Here is an 18,345-nt window from a genome sequence, read left to right as displayed (position 1 = left end):
GAAAAGAACGCGTTGCCGATCAATTAGGATAAATACGCATGAAACCGGGCAGCGATAGTAGCACTCCCCGCAAAACACAGGTAAAGCAATCTTAAAATTACGATCCAATTGCTTATTCCGTGGACAACATTAAGCGTAGCCGTCCCCCGGCGCCCCAAATTTGGCACTGCCAGGAGGAACAGCGGTGGCTAATTTGATTAAGATACGCCGTTCCCAATGTCCCAAGCGGCACACCGTTACTCACCTGAATATGGTGTTCACCGGTATTCAGTGATGCATTGAGACCGGCTGAAACGAGGATCAGATTCTTTAAACCGCTGTGGTAATAGCCGACCAGCAGCGGGAACTGTCCTGGCAAATTGGCCTGACGAAAAAGCTGGTTTACCTGTTTGAGTAAACTGCCTAACTCCGGCAACCGTTGTCCCTGATGGGATAACTGTTCCTGCAACAAGCCATTAAATAGCGCACGAAGAAGTAACGCGGCTAATACACCGTTATCCCCCGCCCGGGTGACATCCAGAGAATAAAACGCAAGGTCGGAATCTGACAGTGGTGCAATATCCAGCACCAGTCCAGGCTGATCAGCGGCCACCAGCTGGCGATAATTTACACGGCAGTGTGAAATAGTTTGCTGGACGGGCGGCTGGAGTTCTTGCAACAGCTTCGCCGCAGCAGGCGGATTACTCACCAGAGCGTCCCAGTCCTGGAAAAGACGCTCCTCTTCCTCTACCCGGGAATTAAACATATTCGGATAAAGGCACGCTAAGACCGTTTCCCGCAATCTATGCAAATCCTTGACTGGTTTGAGCAGAATATCCTGTACCCCAAGACGTAATGCTTTGGCGATATCCGCCATGTTCTCGGTGGCAGAGATCACCAGAATCGGCGTCTGATTACCTTCGTTACGCAGATGTTCAACCAGCTTCAGTCCATTCATGCGCGGCATCGCAATGTCGCAAATCATCAAATCGGGCGTAATGCTAATCATTTTTTCCAGGGCGTCGATGCCATCTTCAGCCAGTGACGTCATTGCGCCCAGCGAGGATAACCACGAATCCAGTAGCGATCGGAAAACGGGCTCGTCTTCAACAATCAAAATGTGTTTTCCGGCCAATGGCTGCGTCATGGTTCCTCCCCTGGCTGACAGTAACTAAATAGTGGCATGCGATCGGCACTATCGCCTGTCAGATTTTGCTGAAGTAGTCAAAAAAAGGTGCTTAACGTGCGGTCTGCACAAAAGGCAACAATTCGTCCATTTTCTTTTCGACGGCTAACGAGCCCGCTGCGATGGCGGCCTCAGCCCGATGGAAATCAAGGGTAGAGATTTGCGGACAGTACGGCTGAATAAGAATATCCGGAGGATCGCCTGCCATACGGTTACGTTTAAGGCGGTTCTCAAGTACCTGAATTGACGTGGTCATGATTTCTATCGCCGTCGGTGCGGTAACCGAGCGACGTGCGGCCATACGCCCGATTCTTCCGCGCAGGCGTTCATGCCAGGCCAGTTTCTCGCCCTCAACATCTTCGCTCTGGAGATTGACCGGCATGAGATCCTGCTGCATCAGGTGGGCGTCGTGCTGCAGGTCGACGGCAATCACGATATCCGCCCCCATTGCGCGCGTCAGAGAGATGGGAACCGGGTTAACGACGCCACCGTCGACAAGCCAGTAACCGTTGTGTGGGACAGGCGCCATGAGCCCCGGCATACTGCAGGAGGCACGCACGGCAAGATGGATATCCCCTTCGGTGAGCCAGAGCTCGCGTCCTGTACTGAGGTTCGTCGCGACGGCGCCGAAAGGCATCTGACAATCGGTGAAGTCTTCGAGAGGCATAACCTGGCGGAACTGGTTAAACACGCGCTCGCCGCGCAGCAGCCCACCACGCTGCCAGGAGAGGTCCATCAGACGCAGCACGTCCCAGTAGCTGAAGGAGCGCACCCACGTCTCGAGTTCAGGAAGCTTCCCGCACGCGTAAGCGGAGCCGACAAGCGATCCTATTGAACACCCTGCGACAATATCAATGTCAATGCCCATCTTGTTTAAGGCATTAATTACGCCGATGTGTGACCACCCCCGGGCTGCACCTGAGCCCAGCGCCAGTCCAATTTTAACCTTTCTCATTAGCCCTGTTTTACTTCCCCTGGATTCCTGACATAGCGTCAACGCAACAGCTCAGTTAACATAGTGCTACCCGAAGCGTTTAACGCCTTTATTTTTTGTTCCAGGAAGAGAATCGTGTCTCAACTCTGCCCCTGTGGTAGCGCTCTGGAGTATAGCCTATGTTGCCAGCGATATCTGTCTGACGATCAGGTTGCACCAGACCCGTCACACCTCATGCGTTCACGGTACACTGCTTTTGTGATCAAGGACGCAGACTACCTGATTAAAACCTGGCATCCATCCTGCCGCGCAGCCGATTTCAAACAGGACATCGAAGCCGGGTTCGCGAACACGCAGTGGCTCGGCCTTACCGTCTATGAATCCGCAACAGGCAGTCATGTTGACGAAGGTTACGTCAGCTTTGTTGCCCGTTTTAGCGAGAATAATAAACCGGGTGCCATTATCGAGCGTTCCCGGTTCTTAAAGGAAAGCGGGCAATGGTATTATATTGACGGAACGCGCCCACAGTTTGGTCGTAACGATCCCTGCCCGTGTGGTTCAGGTAAAAAATTTAAAAAGTGTTGCGGGCAGTAATGCCTGACAACCCAGACTTCGCAAATACAAACAGGATTTCCCGGCGATGCAATCATTACAACGTAAAGTTCTGCGCACCATCTGTCCCGATCAAAAAGGACTGATCGCACGAATTACCAACATTTGCTACAAGCATGAACTGAATATCGTGCAGAACAACGAGTTCGTTGACCACCGTACCGGTCGCTTCTTTATGCGTACCGAGCTGGAAGGTATTTTCAACGACACCACCCTGCTTGCCGATCTGGACAGCGCGCTTCCGGAAGGTTCCGTGCGCGAACTGACCCCAGCGGGTCGACGCCGCATCGTGATCCTGGTGACCAAAGAAGCACATTGTCTGGGCGACCTGCTGATGAAAGCCAACTACGGCGGTCTGGACGTTGAAATTGCTGCCGTTATTGGTAACCATGAGACGCTGCGCACGCTGGTCGAGCGTTTTGATATTCCGTTCGAGCTGGTGAGCCACGAAGGCCATACCCGTGAAGAACACGACGATCTGATGGCACAGGCCATTGAAGCGCATAACCCGGACTACGTGGTGCTGGCAAAATACATGCGCGTGTTAACGCCATCCTTCGTAGCGCGTTTCCCGAACAAGATCATCAACATTCACCACTCGTTCCTGCCAGCCTTTATTGGTGCGCGTCCTTACCACCAGGCGTACGAGCGCGGCGTGAAGATCATCGGTGCGACCGCGCACTACGTGAATGACAACCTGGATGAAGGTCCAATCATCATGCAGGACGTCATTCATGTGGATCACACTTACACTGCTGAGGACATGATGCGTGCGGGTCGTGACGTTGAGAAGAATGTGTTGAGTCGTGCGCTGTATCAGGTGCTGGCGCAGCGGGTCTTCGTGTACGGCAACAGGACCATCATTCTTTAATCTTTCGGAAAATGAATTGATTAGCTTTGCGTCTTTACGGATAAAAAGCAGGCAAACGACTTCATTTCCCTAAAGGAATGCTTTACAGGGGCGTCTCATTTGATATGATGCGCCCCGCTTCCAGCAGGAAGCAGGCCAGTAAAAAAGCATTACCCCGTGGTGGGGTTCCCGAGCGGCCAAAGGGAGCAGACTGTAAATCTGCCGTCATCGACTTCGAAGGTTCGAATCCTTCCCCCACCACCATCTCTCAGCACGACCTCAAAATTTGAATTACCCCTGGTGGGGTTCCCGAGCGGCCAAAGGGAGCAGACTGTAAATCTGCCGTCATCGACTTCGAAGGTTCGAATCCTTCCCCCACCACCATCACTTCCAAACGACGCTAAACCTTCTGTTCGCACCAGGCATCATGTATTTCCGTAACGGGGAAGGATGAGAAGCTTCGACTAAGGTTCGATTCGAGCGTAGCGAGAAAGCGTTGCCGCAGGCAACGACCCGAAGGGCGAGGCGCATCGCGCCGAGTCATCCTTCCCCCACCACCATCACTTTCCCGACATAAAAAACCGAGTCCGCCTTTGTAGACCGGGTAAGGCGCAGCCGCCACCCGGCGACAGAAACCTACATCGGCGGCAAACGACGCTTCACCGGCGAGCTCTTCACAATCGACGTATTACACTGGGCATGTTCTGCCAGGCCGTCCAGCAGCGCATCAAGCTGTTCGATTGACCGCACCACCAGCCTAATCACAAAGCAATCTTCCCCGGTGACTTTGTCGCTCTCAATACACTCCGGCATCGCCTGAATGTACTTATCCACCTTATGCAACAGCCCCGGCAAAGGCCGCACGCGCACCAGCGCCTGCAGCGTATACCCCAGCGCCGCCAGATTCACCCGCGCACCATAACCCTGAATCACACCCCGTTCTTCCAGCCTCTTCAGGCGTTCTGCCGTGCTGGGGGACGTCAGACCGATGCGGCCGCTGAGCACCTTCAACGACATGCGCGCATCCTCAACCAGACAGGCTAAAATTTGTCGATCGATATCATCGATAAGGCATTCCATTCTTTTCACCTAATTTTAAAAAGTGATTTACCTATTCAACCTTATATCACCCCTGTAAAACCCGATAGCGATTTTCGACAATAGCGTCATTAATCAGGAGGTGGATGATGCGTGATTTACATAAAGGCGTCTGGCAAATGAGTCTGGCAATGTTAATTTCCGGCTCTATCGGCGCGTTTGTTTTGCTCTCCGGTCTGCCGGTGACGGAAGTGGTGTTCTGGCGCTGTCTTATCGGGGCTATGGCGCTTTTTATTTTTATCCGGGTAAGTCAAAAGCCCTTCAGTCCCCTCACCCGCACCACGCTGCTGCTGGCTATTCTCGGCGGCGTGGCATTAGTGGTGAACTGGCTGCTGCTCTTCGCCGCCTATGAGCGGATCTCTATTGGTCTTTCTACCGTGGTGTATAACACCCAGCCGTTTATGCTGGTACTGATGGGGATGTTTTTAGGTGAACGCGTCAGCCTGGTGAAATGGGGCTGGCTGTTCCTCGCCTTTGGCGGCGTGGTGATACTGCTCTCCAGCGAGCTGACCGGCGCGCATGGCGGTGAATGGCTCGCCGGAATCGGTCTGGCGATGGCCGCGGCCTTCTTCTATGCAGTCACGGCCATGATTGCCCGCAAACTCAGATCCGTTGCGCCGCAGCATATTGCCTTTATCCAGGTACTGACGGGCGTCGTGATGCTTTTGCCGTTTGCCAGCCTGCCGTCATTTTCCGGTGATTTCCCCTGGCCGATCCTGCTCACGCTGGGCATTGTCCATACCGGCATTATGTACCAGCTGCTCTACAGCGCGATTCAGAAGCTGCCTACGCCTATAACCGGCTCCCTGTCATTTATCTATCCGGTGGTGGCTATTGTTGTTGATAATCTGGTGTTCGGACACGCGCTGAACCTGACGCAGCTGGCGGGCGGCGCGCTGATCCTGTTTGCTGCCGCGGGGAACAACCTGGGCTGGGGCGAAAAAAAACCCCGCGAGTGCGGGGTTGGTATCAAAACGGCAAATTAGCGACGGGCGCGTACTATCTGGTATTTGCGCGTCAGGTACTCCACCGGCGCGCTCCAGATATGCACCAGGCGGGAGAACGGGAACAGCACAAACAGCGTCATCCCCAGCACCAGGTGAACGCGGAAGATAAACGCCACGCCGTCCAGGTGCGCGGAGGCTCCGCCGTGGAAGGTCACCACGGACTGCGCCCAGCCCACCAGCTTCATCATTTCGCTCCCGTCCATATGCTGCGCCGAGAATGGAATGGTCAACAGACCCAGCGCACACTGCACCATCAGCAGGGAGAGGATCAGGATGTCCGCTGCAGTCGTGGTCGCACGCACGCGCGGGCTGAACAGACGACGTTTCAGCAGCAGCAGGCCACCGACCAGAGTCATCACCCCGCAGGCACCGCCCGCGATCATCGCCATCTTCTGCTTCACCTCAATCGGTAGCCACGCTTCATACATCCAGTGCGGCGTCAGCATTCCCAGGAAGTGACCGGCAAAAATCCCCAGAATACCGATGTGGAACAGGTTAGAGCCCACATGCATTCCCTTACGATCCAGCATCTGGCTGGAGGCAGCACGCCAGGTGTACTGACCGTAGTCATAACGCAGCCAGCTTCCCACCAGGAACACGGTGCCCGCGATATACGGGTAAATGTCAAAGAAGAACATATTCAGGAAGTGCATTAGTGCCGTCCTCCGTTAGAGATATTCAAATATTGCGGGGCAACCGCGCCGGCAAAACGACGCTGGTGAGCGGAGATTTCAGACTCGCCGCAGTTCTGGTCAGCAAAGAATTTCACCTGCTCTTCTTCCCAGACCGCATCCAGCGCCTGTGGCGTATCATCGCGGGCTTCATCCGCAATTTTCTCCGCCACTTTTTCACGGTCGACCGCGGCGTTGGCCAGCTTCACCAGCAGATCGAACAGAACCGCATAGCGGCTCTCGCGCTGCTGAAGACGCGCGCCGAGCAGCGCCAGGATCGGCGCGATGTCCTGCAGACCGCCCAGCGCCTCTTCTTTCGGCAGCTGCGCCAGATACTCCAGATACAGCGGCAGATGATCCGGCAGCTCGCGGCTGTCGAGCTGCAGGCCGTGCTGTTCATACTGTGCCATCAGATCCACCATCGCCTGACCGCGGTCGCGGGACTCACCATGCACGTGTTCAAACAGCAGCAGGGACGTTGCACGACCACGGTCAAACAGCTGGCTGTAGTCCGACTGGGCATCCAGAAGGTCGCGCGCCAGCAGGTCGCGGAGGAAAACACCCAGCTTCTGGGCATCGTCCTTATCCAGGTTTTCAGATGACGCGAGTGCATCAAAGAGTTCCTGCTGATGCTGCGCAAGCGCAGCATCCGGATACTCGAGCAGACGCGAAACAATGACGAGTTCAATCATTGGTGCGGCTCCGTTTTGCTGGTCACATCCATGGCATCAATGCGGCGGCTGTTGAACAGATTGAATTTGCTGTCTGACCCGTGGCAACCGTCGCCAAAGGTAAAGCCGCAGCCATTTTTTTCCGGGAAGGCTTCGCGGGCCAGCTCACGGTGGCTGCTCGGCACCACGAAACGGTCTTCGTAGTTAGCGATCGCCAGATAGCGGTACATCTCCTGCGCCTGCGCTTCGGTCAGACCGACCTCTTCCAGCGCGCGGGTATCGGTTACGCCATCCACAGTTTCGGCACGCTTGAAGTGGCGCATCGCCAGCATACGCTTCAGCGCCAGCAGTACCGGCTGGGTATCACCTGCGGTCAGCAGGTTTGCCAGGTACTGCACCGGGATACGCAGGCTCTCCACGTCCGGCAGAATGCCGTTGCTGCCCAGCTCACCCGCGTCAGCCGCAGACTGAATCGGCGACAGCGGCGGCACGTACCAGACCATCGGCAGAGTGCGGTATTCCGGGTGCAGCGGCAGCGCCAGCTTCCAGTCCATCGCCATTTTGTACACCGGCGACTGCTGCGCGGCGTCAATCACGCTCTGCGGAATGCCGTCCTTCAGCGCCTGCTCAATCACCTTCGGATCGTTCGGATCGAGGAACACGTCCAGCTGACGCTGATAGAGATCTTTCTCGTTCTCGGTGCTCGCTGCGTTTTCAATCGCGTCCGCGTCGTACAGCAGCACGCCGAGGTAGCGAATACGGCCTACGCAGCTTTCGGAGCAGACGGTTGGCATCCCGGCTTCAATACGCGGATAGCAGAAGATGCACTTCTCGGATTTGCCGCTCTTCCAGTTGAAGTAGATCTTTTTGTACGGGCAGCCGGTGATGCACATACGCCAGCCGCGGCACTTGTCCTGGTCGATCAGCACGATGCCGTCTTCTTCACGCTTGTAGATGGCGCCGCTCGGGCAGGTCGCCACGCACGCCGGGTTGAGGCAGTGCTCGCACAGGCGCGGCAGATACATCATGAAGGTGTTTTCGAATTGGCCGTACATCGCCTTCTGCATGTTCTCGAAGTTCTGGTCTTTGGCGCGTTTCTCGAACTCGCCGCCCAGAATCTCTTCCCAGTTTGGACCGCTGGTAATTTTGTCCATGCGCTGGCCGGTGATCAGCGAGCGAGGACGGGCGATCGGCTGGTGTTTACCTTCCGGCGCGTTGTGCAGGTTCTGGTAGTCGTAATCAAACGGCTCGTAGTAATCATCGATGCCCGGCAGATGCGGGTTAGCGAAGATTTTTCCCAGAAGCCAAGCGCGGTTACCCATGCGCGGCTGCAGCTTGCCGTTGATTTTGCGGATCCAGCCGCCCTTCCACTTCTCCTGGTTTTCCCAGTCAGTCGGGAAGCCTGTGCCCGGCTTGCTTTCCACGTTGTTGAACCAGGCGTATTCCATACCTTCACGGCTGGTCCAGACGTTTTTACAGGTGACCGAGCAGGTATGGCAGCCGATGCATTTATCCAGATTCAGCACCATGCCGACTTGTGAACGAATTTTCATTTTACGCTCTCCTGTACCTGGTCATTACCTTCGCCGTCTAACCAGTTAATATTCTTCATCTTACGTACCACCACGAACTCATCGCGGTTCGATCCTACGGTGCCGTAGTAGTTAAATCCGTAGGCCAGCTGCGCATAGCCACCGATCATATGGGTCGGCTTCGGCGTAATGCGGGTCACGGAGTTGTGGATCCCGCCGCGCTGCTCGGTAATTTCTGACCCCGGCAGGTTAACGATACGTTCCTGCGCGTGGTACATCATGGTCATCCCGGCCGGTACGCGCTGGCTCACCACCGCACGCGCCGTCAGGGCACCGTTGCTGTTGAACACTTCGATCCAGTCGTTATCTTCAATACCCAGATCTTTGGCATCCGTTTCGCTCATCCAGACAATCGGACCGCCGCGCGACAGGGTCAGCATCAGCAGGTTGTCGCTGTAGGTGGAGTGAATACCCCACTTCTGGTGCGGCGTCAGGAAGTTCAGCGCCTTCTCAGGGTTACCGTTCGATTTCACCCCCATCACGGCTTTCACGGAGCGGGTGTCGATTGGCGGACGGTAAACCAGCAGGCTTTCACCGAAGTCGCGCATCCACTGGTGATCCTGATACAGCGACTGGCGGCCTGACAGGGTGCGCCATGGGATCAGCTCGTGAACGTTGGTGTAGCCCGCGTTATAGGACACATGCTCATCTTCCAGGCCTGACCAGGTCGGGCTGGAGATAATTTTGCGCGGCTGGGCCTGAATATCGCGGAAGCGGATTTTCTCTTCCTCTTTATTTGTCGCCAGGTGGGTATGGTCGCGACCGGTGAACTCGCTCAGGGCCGCCCAGGCCTTCACCGCGACGTGGCCGTTGGTTTCCGGGGCCAGGGTCAGGATCATCTCTGCGGCATCAATCGCCGTGTTGAGCATTGGCTGGCCTTTGGCCGGACCGTCCGCTTTGGTGTAGTTAAGCTTGCGCAGCAGATCCATTTCGCTCTGGGTGTTCCAGGCGATCCCTTTCCCGCCGTTACCGATTTTCTCCATCAGCGGGCCGATAGAGGTAAAGCGTTCGTAGGTTGCCGGATAATCACGTTCAACCGGAATAATGTGCGGCGCGGTCACGCCCGGGATCAGGTCGCACTCGCCTTTTTTCCAGTCCTTCACGTCCAGCGGCTGCGCCAGTTCGGCGGCGGAGTCGTGCTGGATGGGCAGCGTCACCACGTCGGTCTCTTTGCCCAGGTGCCCCACGCAGACTTCTGAGAATGTCTTCGCGATGTCTTTGTAGATTTCCCAGTCGCTTTTCGATTCCCACGCCGGGTCAACGGCCGCAGACAGCGGATGAATAAACGGATGCATATCCGAGGTATTCATGTCGTCTTTTTCGTACCAGGTGGCGGTAGGCAGCACGATGTCGGAGTACAGGCAGGTGCTGGACAGGCGGAAGTCGAGGGTGACCACCAGATCCAGCTTGCCGTCGAGACCGTTGTCTTTCCACTCCACCTCTTCCGGCTTCACGCCGCCCTGCTTGCCGAGATCTTTCCCCTGGATACCGTTTTCGGTACCGAGCAGGTATTTCAGCATGTACTCGTGGCCTTTACCGGACGAGCCCAGCAGGTTGGAGCGCCAGATAAACAGGTTACGCGGATGGTTTTTACCGTTCTCCGGCTGTTCCGCCGCGAAGCGAATTGAGCCATCCTTCAGGGATTTCACGGTGTAATCCACCGGTGACATGCCTGCCTGCTTTGCCGCTTCCGCAATGCGCAGCGGGTTAGTACCCAGCTGCGGCGCAGACGGCAGCCAGCCCATGCGCTCGGCGCGCACGTTGAAGTCAATCAGATGGCCGCTGTAGCGGGATTTATCCGCCATCGGCGACAGCAGCTCCTGCGCGGTGACCGTCTCGTAGCGCCACTGGCTGGAGTGGTTATAGAAGTAGGAAGTGCTGTTCATGTGGCGTGCCGGGCGCTGCCAGTCGAGGGCAAACGCCAGCGGCTGCCAGCCGGTCTGCGGACGCAGTTTTTCCTGGCCCACGTAGTGCGCCCAGCCGCCGCCGCTCTGACCTACGCAGCCGCAGAAGATCAGCATGTTGATCAGGCCACGGTAGTTCATATCGAGGTGATACCAGTGGTTCAGACCCGCACCGACGATGATCATGGAGCGACCGTGGGTCTTGTCGGCGTTATCCGCAAACTCGCGGGCGATACGCACGATCTGCGCGCGTGGAACGCCGGTGATTTGCTCTGCCCATGCCGGGGTGTAGGCTTTCACATCGTCATAGCCGGTGGCGCAGTTTTCATCGCCCAGGCCGCGTTCCAGGCCGTAGTTCGCCATGGTCAGGTCATAGACGGTGGTGACCAGCGCGGTAGACCCGTCCGCCAGCTGCAGGCGTTTCACCGGCAGCTTGTGCATCAGTACGTTTTTCAGTTCAACCTTGTTGAAGTGCTCGGAACCTTCACCGCCGAAGTACGGGAAGCCCACCTCGGCGATCTCGTCCTGGCTACCCAGCATGCTCAGGCGCAGCTCCGTCTCTTCGCCGGTCGTGCCGTTACGCTGCTCAAGGTTCCACTTGCCCTTCTCGCCCCAGCGGAAGCCGATAGAGCCGTTTGGCGCCACCAGCTCGCCGTTGCTGTTATAGGCAACGGTTTTCCACTCTGGGTTATTTTCCTGGCCCAGCGCGTCCACCAGATCGGCGGCGCGCAGCGTACGGCCTGCTGCGTAGTAGCCGTCACGCTCTTCCAGCATCACCAGCATCGGCATGTCGGTGTAGCGACGGACGTAGTCGGTGAAGTACTGGCTTGGTTTATCCAGGTGGAACTCGCGCAGCATGACGTGGCCCATCGCCATCGCCATCGCCGCATCGGTACCCTGCTTCGGTGCCAGCCACAGATCGCACAACTTGGCGATTTCGGCGTAGTCCGGGGTCACCGCCACGGTTTTGGTGCCTTTATAACGGACTTCGGTAAAGAAGTGCGCGTCCGGCGTACGGGTCTGCGGCACGTTAGAGCCCCAGGCAATGATGTAGCTGGAGTTGTACCAGTCCGCGGATTCCGGCACGTCGGTCTGCTCGCCCCAGGTCTGCGGAGACGCCGGCGGCAGGTCGCAGTACCAGTCGTAGAAGCTCAGGCAGGTACCGCCGATTAAGGAGAGATAGCGCGCGCCGGAGGCATAAGAGACCATCGACATCGCCGGGATCGGCGAGAAGCCCGCCACGCGGTCAGGACCGTAGGTTTTCACGGTGTAGACGTTGGAGGCGGCAATCAGCTCGTTCACCTCTTTCCAGGAGGAACGTACAAAGCCGCCGCGGCCGCGAGCCTGCTTGAAGCTTTTCGCTTTATCCGCGTCTTCAATGATAGAGGCCCAGGCATCCACCGGATCGCTGTGTTGCACTTTCGCTTCACGCCACATTTTCATCAGGCGCTTGCGCATCAGGGGGTATTTCAGACGGTTCGCGCTGTAGAGATACCAGGAGTAGCTGGCGCCACGCGGGCAGCCGCGCGGTTCGTGGTTCGGCATATCCGGGCGGGTGCGCGGGTAGTCGGTCTGCTGCATTTCCCAGGTCACCAGACCGTTCTTAACGAAAATCTTCCAGCTACATGAGCCGGTGCAGTTCACGCCGTGGGTCGAACGGACGACTTTGTCATGTTGCCAGCGCTGGCGGTAACCGTCTTCCCAGTCCCGGTTGGTATCCAGAACCTGGCCGTGCCCATCGGCAAACGTTTCGCCCTTCTGCTTGAAGTAGCGAAACCGGTCCAAAAATTTGCTCATCGGGTATCTCCTGTATGGAGCCTGTGGCTCTCTAAATCGACATTGCTGATTTGCAGCGAAGGTAACGCCCTGAAAGAGGGGGAGAATTGATAACGATCAAGACGACGAGGGACTTTCAGGCGAGGGGTTACACCGAATACCACCAAAGCGGTATCATTTAAAATTTCATATCCATATGAAATATATCGTTATTTTTAATTTATCGTACAAACCACCAGGCAAAATTTAACCTCGCAGGTATTAAGGGGTAGAGCGCCCTGTAAAGCGATGGCGATCACAATGCTGCCTGCGGATTTCCTCTGCATGGCAACCAGTATGTTGTAACTATTTTGACGCCAAAAAAAACGCGGCCCGAAGGCCGCGTAAACGGATAATCATACTTACTTATTTTTCTTGGTATTACGGCCATATACCAGCCACGTAATCACGACGCAGGCGATATAGAAGACGAGGAAGACTTTCATGGCACCGGCCGGAGAGCCGGTCAGGTCCAGAGAGATACCGAACGCTTTCGGGATAAAGAAGCCGCCAATCGCGCCGATGGCAGAGATAAAGCCCAGCGCCGCAGCCGTATCCGTCGCCGCTTCGCGCATGGCCTGCTCTTCGCTCCCGCCCTGTGCTTTTACGCGGTCCATGGTCAGCTTACGGAAGATCACGGAGATCATCTGGAAGGTTGACGCGCTCCCCAGCCCGGCCGTCAGGAACAGCACCATAAACACGCCGAAGAAGGCGATGAAGTTACCGCTCTGTCCGTCGGCTGGCAGCGTGAGGAACAGCAGCGCACAGAAGACAGCCATCACGACAAAGTTAACCAGCGTCACGCGGGTACCGCCCAGGCGGTCAGACACCATGCCGCCCAGCGAACGTGCCAGGGCACCAATAAACGGCCCGAAGAAGGCAAAGTGCAGGATCTGAATCTCCGGGAACTGCGTTTTCGACAGCATCGCGAAGCCCGCTGAGAAGCCGATAAACGAACCGAAGGTGGCCAGATACAGCAGCGCCATCACCCAGAGGTGTCCACGCTTCAGCACCGGCAGCTGTTCGCTCAGCGACGCCTTCGACGCGGACAGGTCATTCATAAAGAACCAGGCTGCGAGGGTGAAGACCACGAGGAACGGTACCCAGATCCAGGCTGCATTTTGCAGATAGAGGGAAGAACCATCCGCCTGCTCAACGCCACCGCCGCCAAAGGCTGCAAAAATGGAGACCGAGATCGCCAGCGGGGCAATGAGCTGCATCACGCTCACGCCCATATTCCCCAGACCGCCGTTAATCCCCAGCGCGCCGCCCTGCTTCGCTTTCGGGAAGAAGAAGCTGATGTTCGCCATGCTGGAGGCGAAGTTTGCACCCGCAAAACCGCACAGCAGGGAGATAATCACGAATACGCTAAATGGCGTAGAGGTATCCTGCACCGCGAAGCCGAGCCAGACGCAAGGGACGATCATGATGCCTGTACTGAACGCCGTCCAGCGACGACCGCCAAACACCGGCACCATAAACGCGTAAGGCACACGCAGCAGCGCGCCTGACAGCGACGGCAGCGCGGTCAGCATGAATAGCTGATCGGTGGTAAACGTAAAACCCACTTTCGGCAGGTTGACCGCCACCGCGCTAAACAACATCCATACGCAAAACGCTAATAACAGACACGGCACGGAAATCCACAGATTCCGGCTTGCTACACGATGGCCGCGCTGTTGCCAGAACGCCGGATCCTCTGGACGCCAGTCTGTAATAACGGCACCATTTTCCCTTTCGGGAGCGGATGAGTGACTCATAGACACCTCTGATTCTCGAATGATGCTGCAAACATTAGGGTTTTAGGGCGGCGGTAAGTTGATATAAATCAAAGGAAAAGTGGGAGGATTTGCGGCGAAAAATAAGGCCTCACCCTAAGTGAGTAGGCTAATTCGGTAAAAAAGACGTGGTTTTTCACGGTGCTGACGGTTCCTGGCTACCCCCACCTCCTTCCCCCTACTCCGTTGGCAATTTAGGGGTAATCCTTTATTGGTATGGGTATACTCCAGGGTATGCACCAGAATAGCGCCATTCCTGCAAGCAGGCCACGTCAGGAGCACGCCACCTCTATGTTAAAAAGATGTTTATCTCCGCTGACGCTCGTGAATCAGCTCGCCCTGATCGTTTTGCTGTCCACCGCCATCGGTGTGACCGGCATGGCGATCTCCGGCTGGCTGGTACAGGGAGTACAGGGTAATGCGCATGCCATCAACGAGGCAGGCTCGCTACGCATGCAGAGCTATCGCCTGCTGGCATCGGTTCCCCTGACGCAGGACGATCGTCCCCTGATTGATGAAATGGAGCGCACGGTCTTCAGCCCCGAGCTGGAAAACGCCGCTATCCGCGCCGGTCAGCAGTCCCAGCTTAACGCTCTTCAGGGCTACTGGCACACCCAGCTGCAGCCCGGGCTGAAACAGGCGCGCAGCACAGAAACCGTCGCAAAGGACGTGGCGGGGTTTGTCTCCCGCATTGATGCGCTGGTCTCCGCTTTCGACCAGACCACCGAATTACGCATCGACCGGGTGGTGATGGTACACCGGGCCATGGCGCTGTTTATGGGGCTGCTGCTGATCTTCACCATCGTCTGGCTCCGCGCGCGGCTGCTGAACCCGTGGAAACAGCTGCTGGCCATGGCCCGCGCGGTCACCGCACGCGACTTTACCCAGCGCACGCACATCAGCGGGCGCAACGAGATGGCCATGCTCGGCCAGGCGCTTAATACCATGTCGGCAGAGCTCTCAGAGAGCTACGCGGTGCTTGAACAGCGCGTTCAGGAAAAAACGGCCGGGCTGGAGCAGAAAAACGAGATACTCTCCTTCCTGTGGCAGGCCAACCGTCGGCTGCACATGCAGGTACCGCTATGTGAACGTCTCTCGCCGGTACTGAACGGCCTGCAAAATCTGACTCTGCTTCACGACCTTGAGCTGCGGGTCTACGATGTGGAAGACGAAGATAACCACCAGGAATTCACCTGCCAGTCCGATATGTCCTGCGATGACAAAGGCTGCCATCTTTGCCCTCGCGGCCTGCCGCCGCTGACGACCGGCGGCACCACCCTGAAGTGGCGCCTGACCGACAGCCACACTCAGTACGGTATTCTGCTGGCAACGCTGCCAGCCGGGCGTCACCTGAGCCACGACCAGCAGCAGCTGGTGGATACGCTGGTTGAACAGCTGACGGCCACGCTGGCGCTCGACAGGCATCAGGAAAAGCAGCAGCAGCTGATCGTCATGGAAGAGCGCGCGACCATCGCCCGCGAGCTTCACGACTCTATCGCTCAGTCGCTCTCCTGTATGAAAATGCAGGTGAGCTGCCTGCAGATGCAGGATGCGGAGATGCCCGAAAGCAACAAGCAGCTGCTCAGCCAGATCCGCAACGAGCTGAACACCTCCTGGGTGCAGCTGCGCGAGCTGCTGACCACCTTCCGCCTGCAGCTGACCGAGCCGGGCCTGCGCCCGGCGCTGGAATCCAGCTGTCACGAATTTAGCGCCCGGCTGGGGTTCCCGGTGAAGCTGGATTACCAGCTGCCGCCGCGGTTTGTCCCCTCCCATCAGGCCATACATTTACTGCAGATCGCCCGCGAAGCGCTGAGCAACGTGCTTAAACACGCTGACGCGACGGCGGTCACGGTCACCGTCAGCCAGCACGATAATCAGGTCAAACTGACGGTTCACGATAACGGCCGCGGCGTGCCGGAAAATGCCGAACGCACTAACCATTATGGTTTAATCATTATGCGAGACCGCGCCCAAAGCCTGCGCGGTGATTGCCAGGTTCGCCGGAGAGAGACGGGCGGCACGGAAGTTGTCGTCACCTTTATTCCCGAGAAACCGCTCACAACTGTTCAAGGAGAAACCCATGACTAATCAGGAACCGGCATCCATCCTGTTGATCGACGACCATCCGATGCTGCGTACTGGCGTGAAACAGCTGGTCAGCATGGCACCCGATATCACCGTGGTGGGCGAAGCCAGCAACGGTGAACAGGGCATTGAGCTTGCCGAATCTCTCGATCCCGATCTGATCCTGCTCGATCTGAATATGCCCGGCATGAACGGTCTGGAGACCCTCGACAAGCTGCGGGAAAAATCGCTTTCCGGGCGCATCGTCGTCTTTAGCGTGTCGAACCATGAGGAGGACGTAGTCACGGCGCTGAAGCGAGGGGCAGATGGCTATCTGCTGAAGGATATGGAGCCGGAAGACTTGCTTAAGGCGCTACAGCAGGCGGCGGCGGGCGAAATGGTGCTCAGCGAAGCCTTAACGCCGGTTCTGGCCGCCAGCCTGCGCGCCAACCGCGCCACCTCTGACCGTGACGTCAGCCAGTTAACCCCGCGCGAGCGCGATATTCTCAAACTCATTGCCCAGGGGCTGCCGAACAAGATGATCGCCCGCCGTCTGGATATCACCGAAAGCACGGTCAAAGTACACGTGAAGCATATGCTGAAGAAAATGAAGCTAAAATCCCGCGTTGAAGCCGCCGTGTGGGTGCATCAGGAACGCATTTTTTAAGGACTACTCATCCGGCAGCAGCTTCCAGCGCGGATCGTCGTCAGGCAGTGCGACCAGCGGCTGCACCACGGCAAGCGTGATCTCATTGGACGAGACGCGCTGGCCTTTCTCATCTTCCACCACCGCCGACAGGTGCCAGCGGTTTGTCGCCCCTTCCCGGTCATCCCAGGCAGGGATAATCACGCTCCAGCCGTCGATGCTGTTGCTTTTCGCCGGTGACGTCAGGCTCAGTGCCTGCGTGTCCCCCTGCCAGTGGATCTGACGAATACCGTTCGTGCTGCGAACCTGTAGCTTCAGCATCACGGTCTCGCCTCCTTTCAGATCCCACGGCGGCGTGGCCAGCCACACGGACAGCGTTTTCCGCTGGCGGAACTCCATAACCGGCAGGCTGGTGCGCTCCGGCGAGTCATAGCGGCTTCCGCGCAGGGAACGCGTGGCGGCGACCTCATCGGCGGAAAGCTGCTTAGCCAGCGGCACGCCAAAGCGATAGTTGAGCTTCAGCCCGAGGTTATTCTGGCTCTCGCCGCTTTCGCCCTGCTTGTGCCCGGCGGTCAGCGTCACCAACGGAACGGGGGTATAGTTAAGCCCCAGATTCACCGCCACAGGATTGTGATAGCCGGTTCCGCTGTTGAAGAGGTCAACGTTATCGCCAAAATATTGCTCGAAGCTAACGCTGGTGTTCAGATGATGGAACCAGGGCAGCCAGGCTTTAGCGGTGACGTCATATCCGCGCGCCATGCGCTGCTCCTGGACGTCGGAGCGCTCGCGCCATCCGGCAAAGGGCTGATAATAGTTCGCTGACAGGCGCAGATTTTCCCCCCACGCTTCCGCCCCCAACCCGGCACGCTGCAGATTTTCATCCAGAAGATTATCGTAAAAAGTGTTGTAACCCAGCAGCCATTTCCCGGCGACCCAGCGCTGACCGATTCCAGCGTTACTGACCAGGCCATCCGTCTGCTGGGTCAGGCCAAGCTGGCTCCAGCTCAGGTAGCGGTTAGTATCGTTCCACGGGATAAACCAGCTCCCGCTGCTGCCGTTAAATTTGCCATCGTTATCCACCAGCAGGTTCACGCTGGCGTTTCCCCAGGGCGACAGCCAGGACTCAATCTGCTGGTTCACTTCCCCGCTTACCGCGTCGCGCACCTGACCAAAGGCAAACTGACGCGCCTGCTCGCCGGTCGTCAGGCCATTGTCGGTCATGCTGGCTTCACCAAAGGCTTTCGCCATTTCGGCCAGATGCTTCTCCCCTTCGCCCGTAGGCGCCGCCAGGCCGAGGTCGGGCAGACTGTCCCCGTTATTATCAAAGGGGTGCTGTGCCTGATGCATAAAGGAATTCGGCGCACCGTGAACGGCTCCGACCGACAAAAGGGAGAGTAATAGCAGAGAACGAATGCGAGACGATACAGCCATCAACGTCGGGTTTAGCGCCTGGATTTTTGTAAAAGACGTCTTACCTTAACGCTATTAAGAAAGAATTGCAGCCTTACGGGAAATTTCAGGAATATCCTGAAGTTTAT

General features: G+C 57.1%; 14 protein-coding genes, 2 tRNA genes and 1 other RNA gene. 8 read left to right on the top strand and 9 right to left on the bottom strand.

The genetic code is table 11. The features are described 5' to 3' along the window. Positions 1 to 112: 112 nt before the first annotated feature. Positions 113 to 1,126, bottom strand: coding sequence for a two-component system response regulator RssB (gene rssB / locus ACDO57_RS04215; protein ID WP_032647605.1), 1,014 nt, complete (start codon positions 1,124 to 1,126; stop codon positions 113 to 115). A 91-nt stretch (positions 1,127 to 1,217) separates the two neighbouring features. Next, a complete protein-coding gene (rssA, locus tag ACDO57_RS04210; protein WP_032647607.1) occupies positions 1,218 to 2,120 on the bottom strand; it encodes a patatin-like phospholipase RssA in 903 nt (300 codons plus the stop codon). Positions 2,121 to 2,234: 114 nt separating this feature from the next. On the opposite strand from rssA, the gene ACDO57_RS04205 reads away from it, so the two are divergent. The 5 genes from ACDO57_RS04205 (at position 2,235) to ACDO57_RS04185 (ending at position 4,121) form a co-directional block, all read left to right on the top strand. Then, a complete protein-coding gene (locus tag ACDO57_RS04205; protein ID WP_370883557.1) occupies positions 2,235 to 2,693 on the top strand; it encodes a YchJ family protein in 459 nt (152 codons plus the stop codon). 46 nt (positions 2,694 to 2,739) lie between these two features. Then, positions 2,740 to 3,582 carry a formyltetrahydrofolate deformylase gene (gene purU, locus ACDO57_RS04200; protein WP_023312104.1) on the top strand — a complete coding sequence of 281 codons (843 nt, stop codon included), beginning with the start codon at positions 2,740 to 2,742 and terminating at the stop codon, positions 3,580 to 3,582. Between the two features lie 158 nt (positions 3,583 to 3,740). Next, positions 3,741 to 3,825, top strand: a tRNA-Tyr gene (locus ACDO57_RS04195). A 35-nt stretch (positions 3,826 to 3,860) separates the two neighbouring features. Continuing rightward, positions 3,861 to 3,945: transfer RNA gene (locus tag ACDO57_RS04190), tRNA-Tyr, on the top strand. Positions 3,946 to 3,990: 45 nt separating this feature from the next. Continuing rightward, positions 3,991 to 4,121: non-coding RNA, RtT sRNA (locus tag ACDO57_RS04185), on the top strand. Positions 4,122 to 4,197: 76 nt separating this feature from the next. Here ACDO57_RS04185 and ACDO57_RS04180 read toward each other — a convergent pair. Beyond that, a complete protein-coding gene (locus tag ACDO57_RS04180) occupies positions 4,198 to 4,641 on the bottom strand; it encodes an Lrp/AsnC family transcriptional regulator (protein ID WP_024907089.1) in 444 nt (147 codons plus the stop codon). A 107-nt stretch (positions 4,642 to 4,748) separates the two neighbouring features. On the opposite strand from ACDO57_RS04180, the gene ACDO57_RS04175 reads away from it, so the two are divergent. Continuing rightward, positions 4,749 to 5,645, top strand: a complete 897-nt coding sequence (locus ACDO57_RS04175) for a DMT family transporter (protein ID WP_148769223.1) — start codon at positions 4,749 to 4,751, stop codon at positions 5,643 to 5,645. Here ACDO57_RS04175 and narI read toward each other — a convergent pair. The 5 genes from narI to ACDO57_RS04150 form a co-directional block, all read right to left on the bottom strand. Continuing rightward, positions 5,642 to 6,319 (bottom strand): respiratory nitrate reductase subunit gamma, encoded by a 678-nt coding sequence (gene narI / locus ACDO57_RS04170; RefSeq protein ID WP_023312107.1) that lies wholly within the window; start codon positions 6,317 to 6,319, stop codon positions 5,642 to 5,644. The two genes, ACDO57_RS04175 and narI, sit on opposite strands and share 4 nt — an antisense overlap. Further along, positions 6,319 to 7,029 (bottom strand): nitrate reductase molybdenum cofactor assembly chaperone, encoded by a 711-nt coding sequence (narJ, locus tag ACDO57_RS04165; RefSeq protein ID WP_061714964.1) that lies wholly within the window; start codon positions 7,027 to 7,029, stop codon positions 6,319 to 6,321. Before narJ ends, narI begins: the two co-directional genes overlap by 1 nt. Next, positions 7,026 to 8,561: a nitrate reductase subunit beta gene (narH, locus tag ACDO57_RS04160; RefSeq protein WP_048989621.1), complete on the bottom strand. Its 1,536-nt coding sequence runs from the start codon at positions 8,559 to 8,561 to the stop codon at positions 7,026 to 7,028. The genes narJ and narH overlap by 4 nt, the downstream gene beginning before the upstream one ends. Further along, positions 8,558 to 12,301 carry a nitrate reductase subunit alpha gene (locus tag ACDO57_RS04155; protein WP_370883556.1) on the bottom strand — a complete coding sequence of 1,248 codons (3,744 nt, stop codon included), beginning with the start codon at positions 12,299 to 12,301 and terminating at the stop codon, positions 8,558 to 8,560. Before ACDO57_RS04155 ends, narH begins: the two co-directional genes overlap by 4 nt. Before the next feature lie 380 nt (positions 12,302 to 12,681). Next, complete coding sequence (locus ACDO57_RS04150; protein ID WP_370883555.1) at positions 12,682 to 14,079, bottom strand: NarK family nitrate/nitrite MFS transporter; 1,398 nt, start codon at positions 14,077 to 14,079, stop codon at positions 12,682 to 12,684. Positions 14,080 to 14,388: 309 nt separating this feature from the next. Between ACDO57_RS04150 and narX the strand changes: the two genes are divergently transcribed. Together narX and narL are read left to right on the top strand one after the other, a co-directional pair. Continuing rightward, on the top strand, positions 14,389 to 16,185 hold the full coding sequence (gene narX / locus ACDO57_RS04145; RefSeq protein WP_370883554.1) for a nitrate/nitrite two-component system sensor histidine kinase NarX: 1,797 nt from the start codon (positions 14,389 to 14,391) through the stop codon (positions 16,183 to 16,185). Continuing rightward, entirely contained in the window at positions 16,178 to 16,828 is a 651-nt protein-coding gene (gene narL / locus ACDO57_RS04140; protein WP_008499531.1) for a two-component system response regulator NarL, read from the top strand. The genes narX and narL overlap by 8 nt, the downstream gene beginning before the upstream one ends. A 3-nt stretch (positions 16,829 to 16,831) precedes the next feature. Here narL and ACDO57_RS04135 read toward each other — a convergent pair whose 3' ends face one another. Beyond that, positions 16,832 to 18,238 (bottom strand): YchO/YchP family invasin, encoded by a 1,407-nt coding sequence (locus tag ACDO57_RS04135; protein ID WP_370883553.1) that lies wholly within the window; start codon positions 18,236 to 18,238, stop codon positions 16,832 to 16,834. Between the last annotated feature and the right edge of the window lie 107 nt (positions 18,239 to 18,345).

The sequence above is a fragment of the Enterobacter cloacae complex sp. 2015409 genome (genome assembly GCF_041365315.1).
Lineage (GTDB): Bacteria > Pseudomonadota > Gammaproteobacteria > Enterobacterales > Enterobacteriaceae > Enterobacter > Enterobacter pseudoroggenkampii.
Note: the sequence above shows the minus strand (reverse complement) of the source record. Positions and strands in the feature narration are given on the sequence as shown.

Bases quoted from the DNA above. Each gene is read 5' to 3' on its own strand.
- rssB (WP_032647605.1), bottom strand. From the start codon at position 1,126: ATGACGCAGCCATTGGCCGGAAAACACATTTTGATTGTTGAAGACGAG.
- rssA (WP_032647607.1), bottom strand. From the start codon at position 2,120: ATGAGAAAGGTTAAAATTGGACTGGCGCTGGGCTCAGGTGCAGCCCGG.
- purU (WP_023312104.1), top strand. From the start codon at position 2,740: ATGCAATCATTACAACGTAAAGTTCTGCGCACCATCTGTCCCGATCAA.
- ACDO57_RS04180 (WP_024907089.1), bottom strand. From the start codon at position 4,641: ATGGAATGCCTTATCGATGATATCGATCGACAAATTTTAGCCTGTCTG.
- ACDO57_RS04175 (WP_148769223.1), top strand. From the start codon at position 4,749: ATGCGTGATTTACATAAAGGCGTCTGGCAAATGAGTCTGGCAATGTTA.
- narI (WP_023312107.1), bottom strand. From the start codon at position 6,319: ATGCACTTCCTGAATATGTTCTTCTTTGACATTTACCCGTATATCGCG.
- narJ (WP_061714964.1), bottom strand. From the start codon at position 7,029: ATGATTGAACTCGTCATTGTTTCGCGTCTGCTCGAGTATCCGGATGCT.
- narH (WP_048989621.1), bottom strand. From the start codon at position 8,561: ATGAAAATTCGTTCACAAGTCGGCATGGTGCTGAATCTGGATAAATGC.
- ACDO57_RS04155 (WP_370883556.1), bottom strand. From the start codon at position 12,301: ATGAGCAAATTTTTGGACCGGTTTCGCTACTTCAAGCAGAAGGGCGAA.
- ACDO57_RS04150 (WP_370883555.1), bottom strand. From the start codon at position 14,079: ATGAGTCACTCATCCGCTCCCGAAAGGGAAAATGGTGCCGTTATTACA.
- narX (WP_370883554.1), top strand. From the start codon at position 14,389: ATGTTAAAAAGATGTTTATCTCCGCTGACGCTCGTGAATCAGCTCGCC.
- narL (WP_008499531.1), top strand. From the start codon at position 16,178: ATGACTAATCAGGAACCGGCATCCATCCTGTTGATCGACGACCATCCG.
- ACDO57_RS04135 (WP_370883553.1), bottom strand. From the start codon at position 18,238: ATGGCTGTATCGTCTCGCATTCGTTCTCTGCTATTACTCTCCCTTTTG.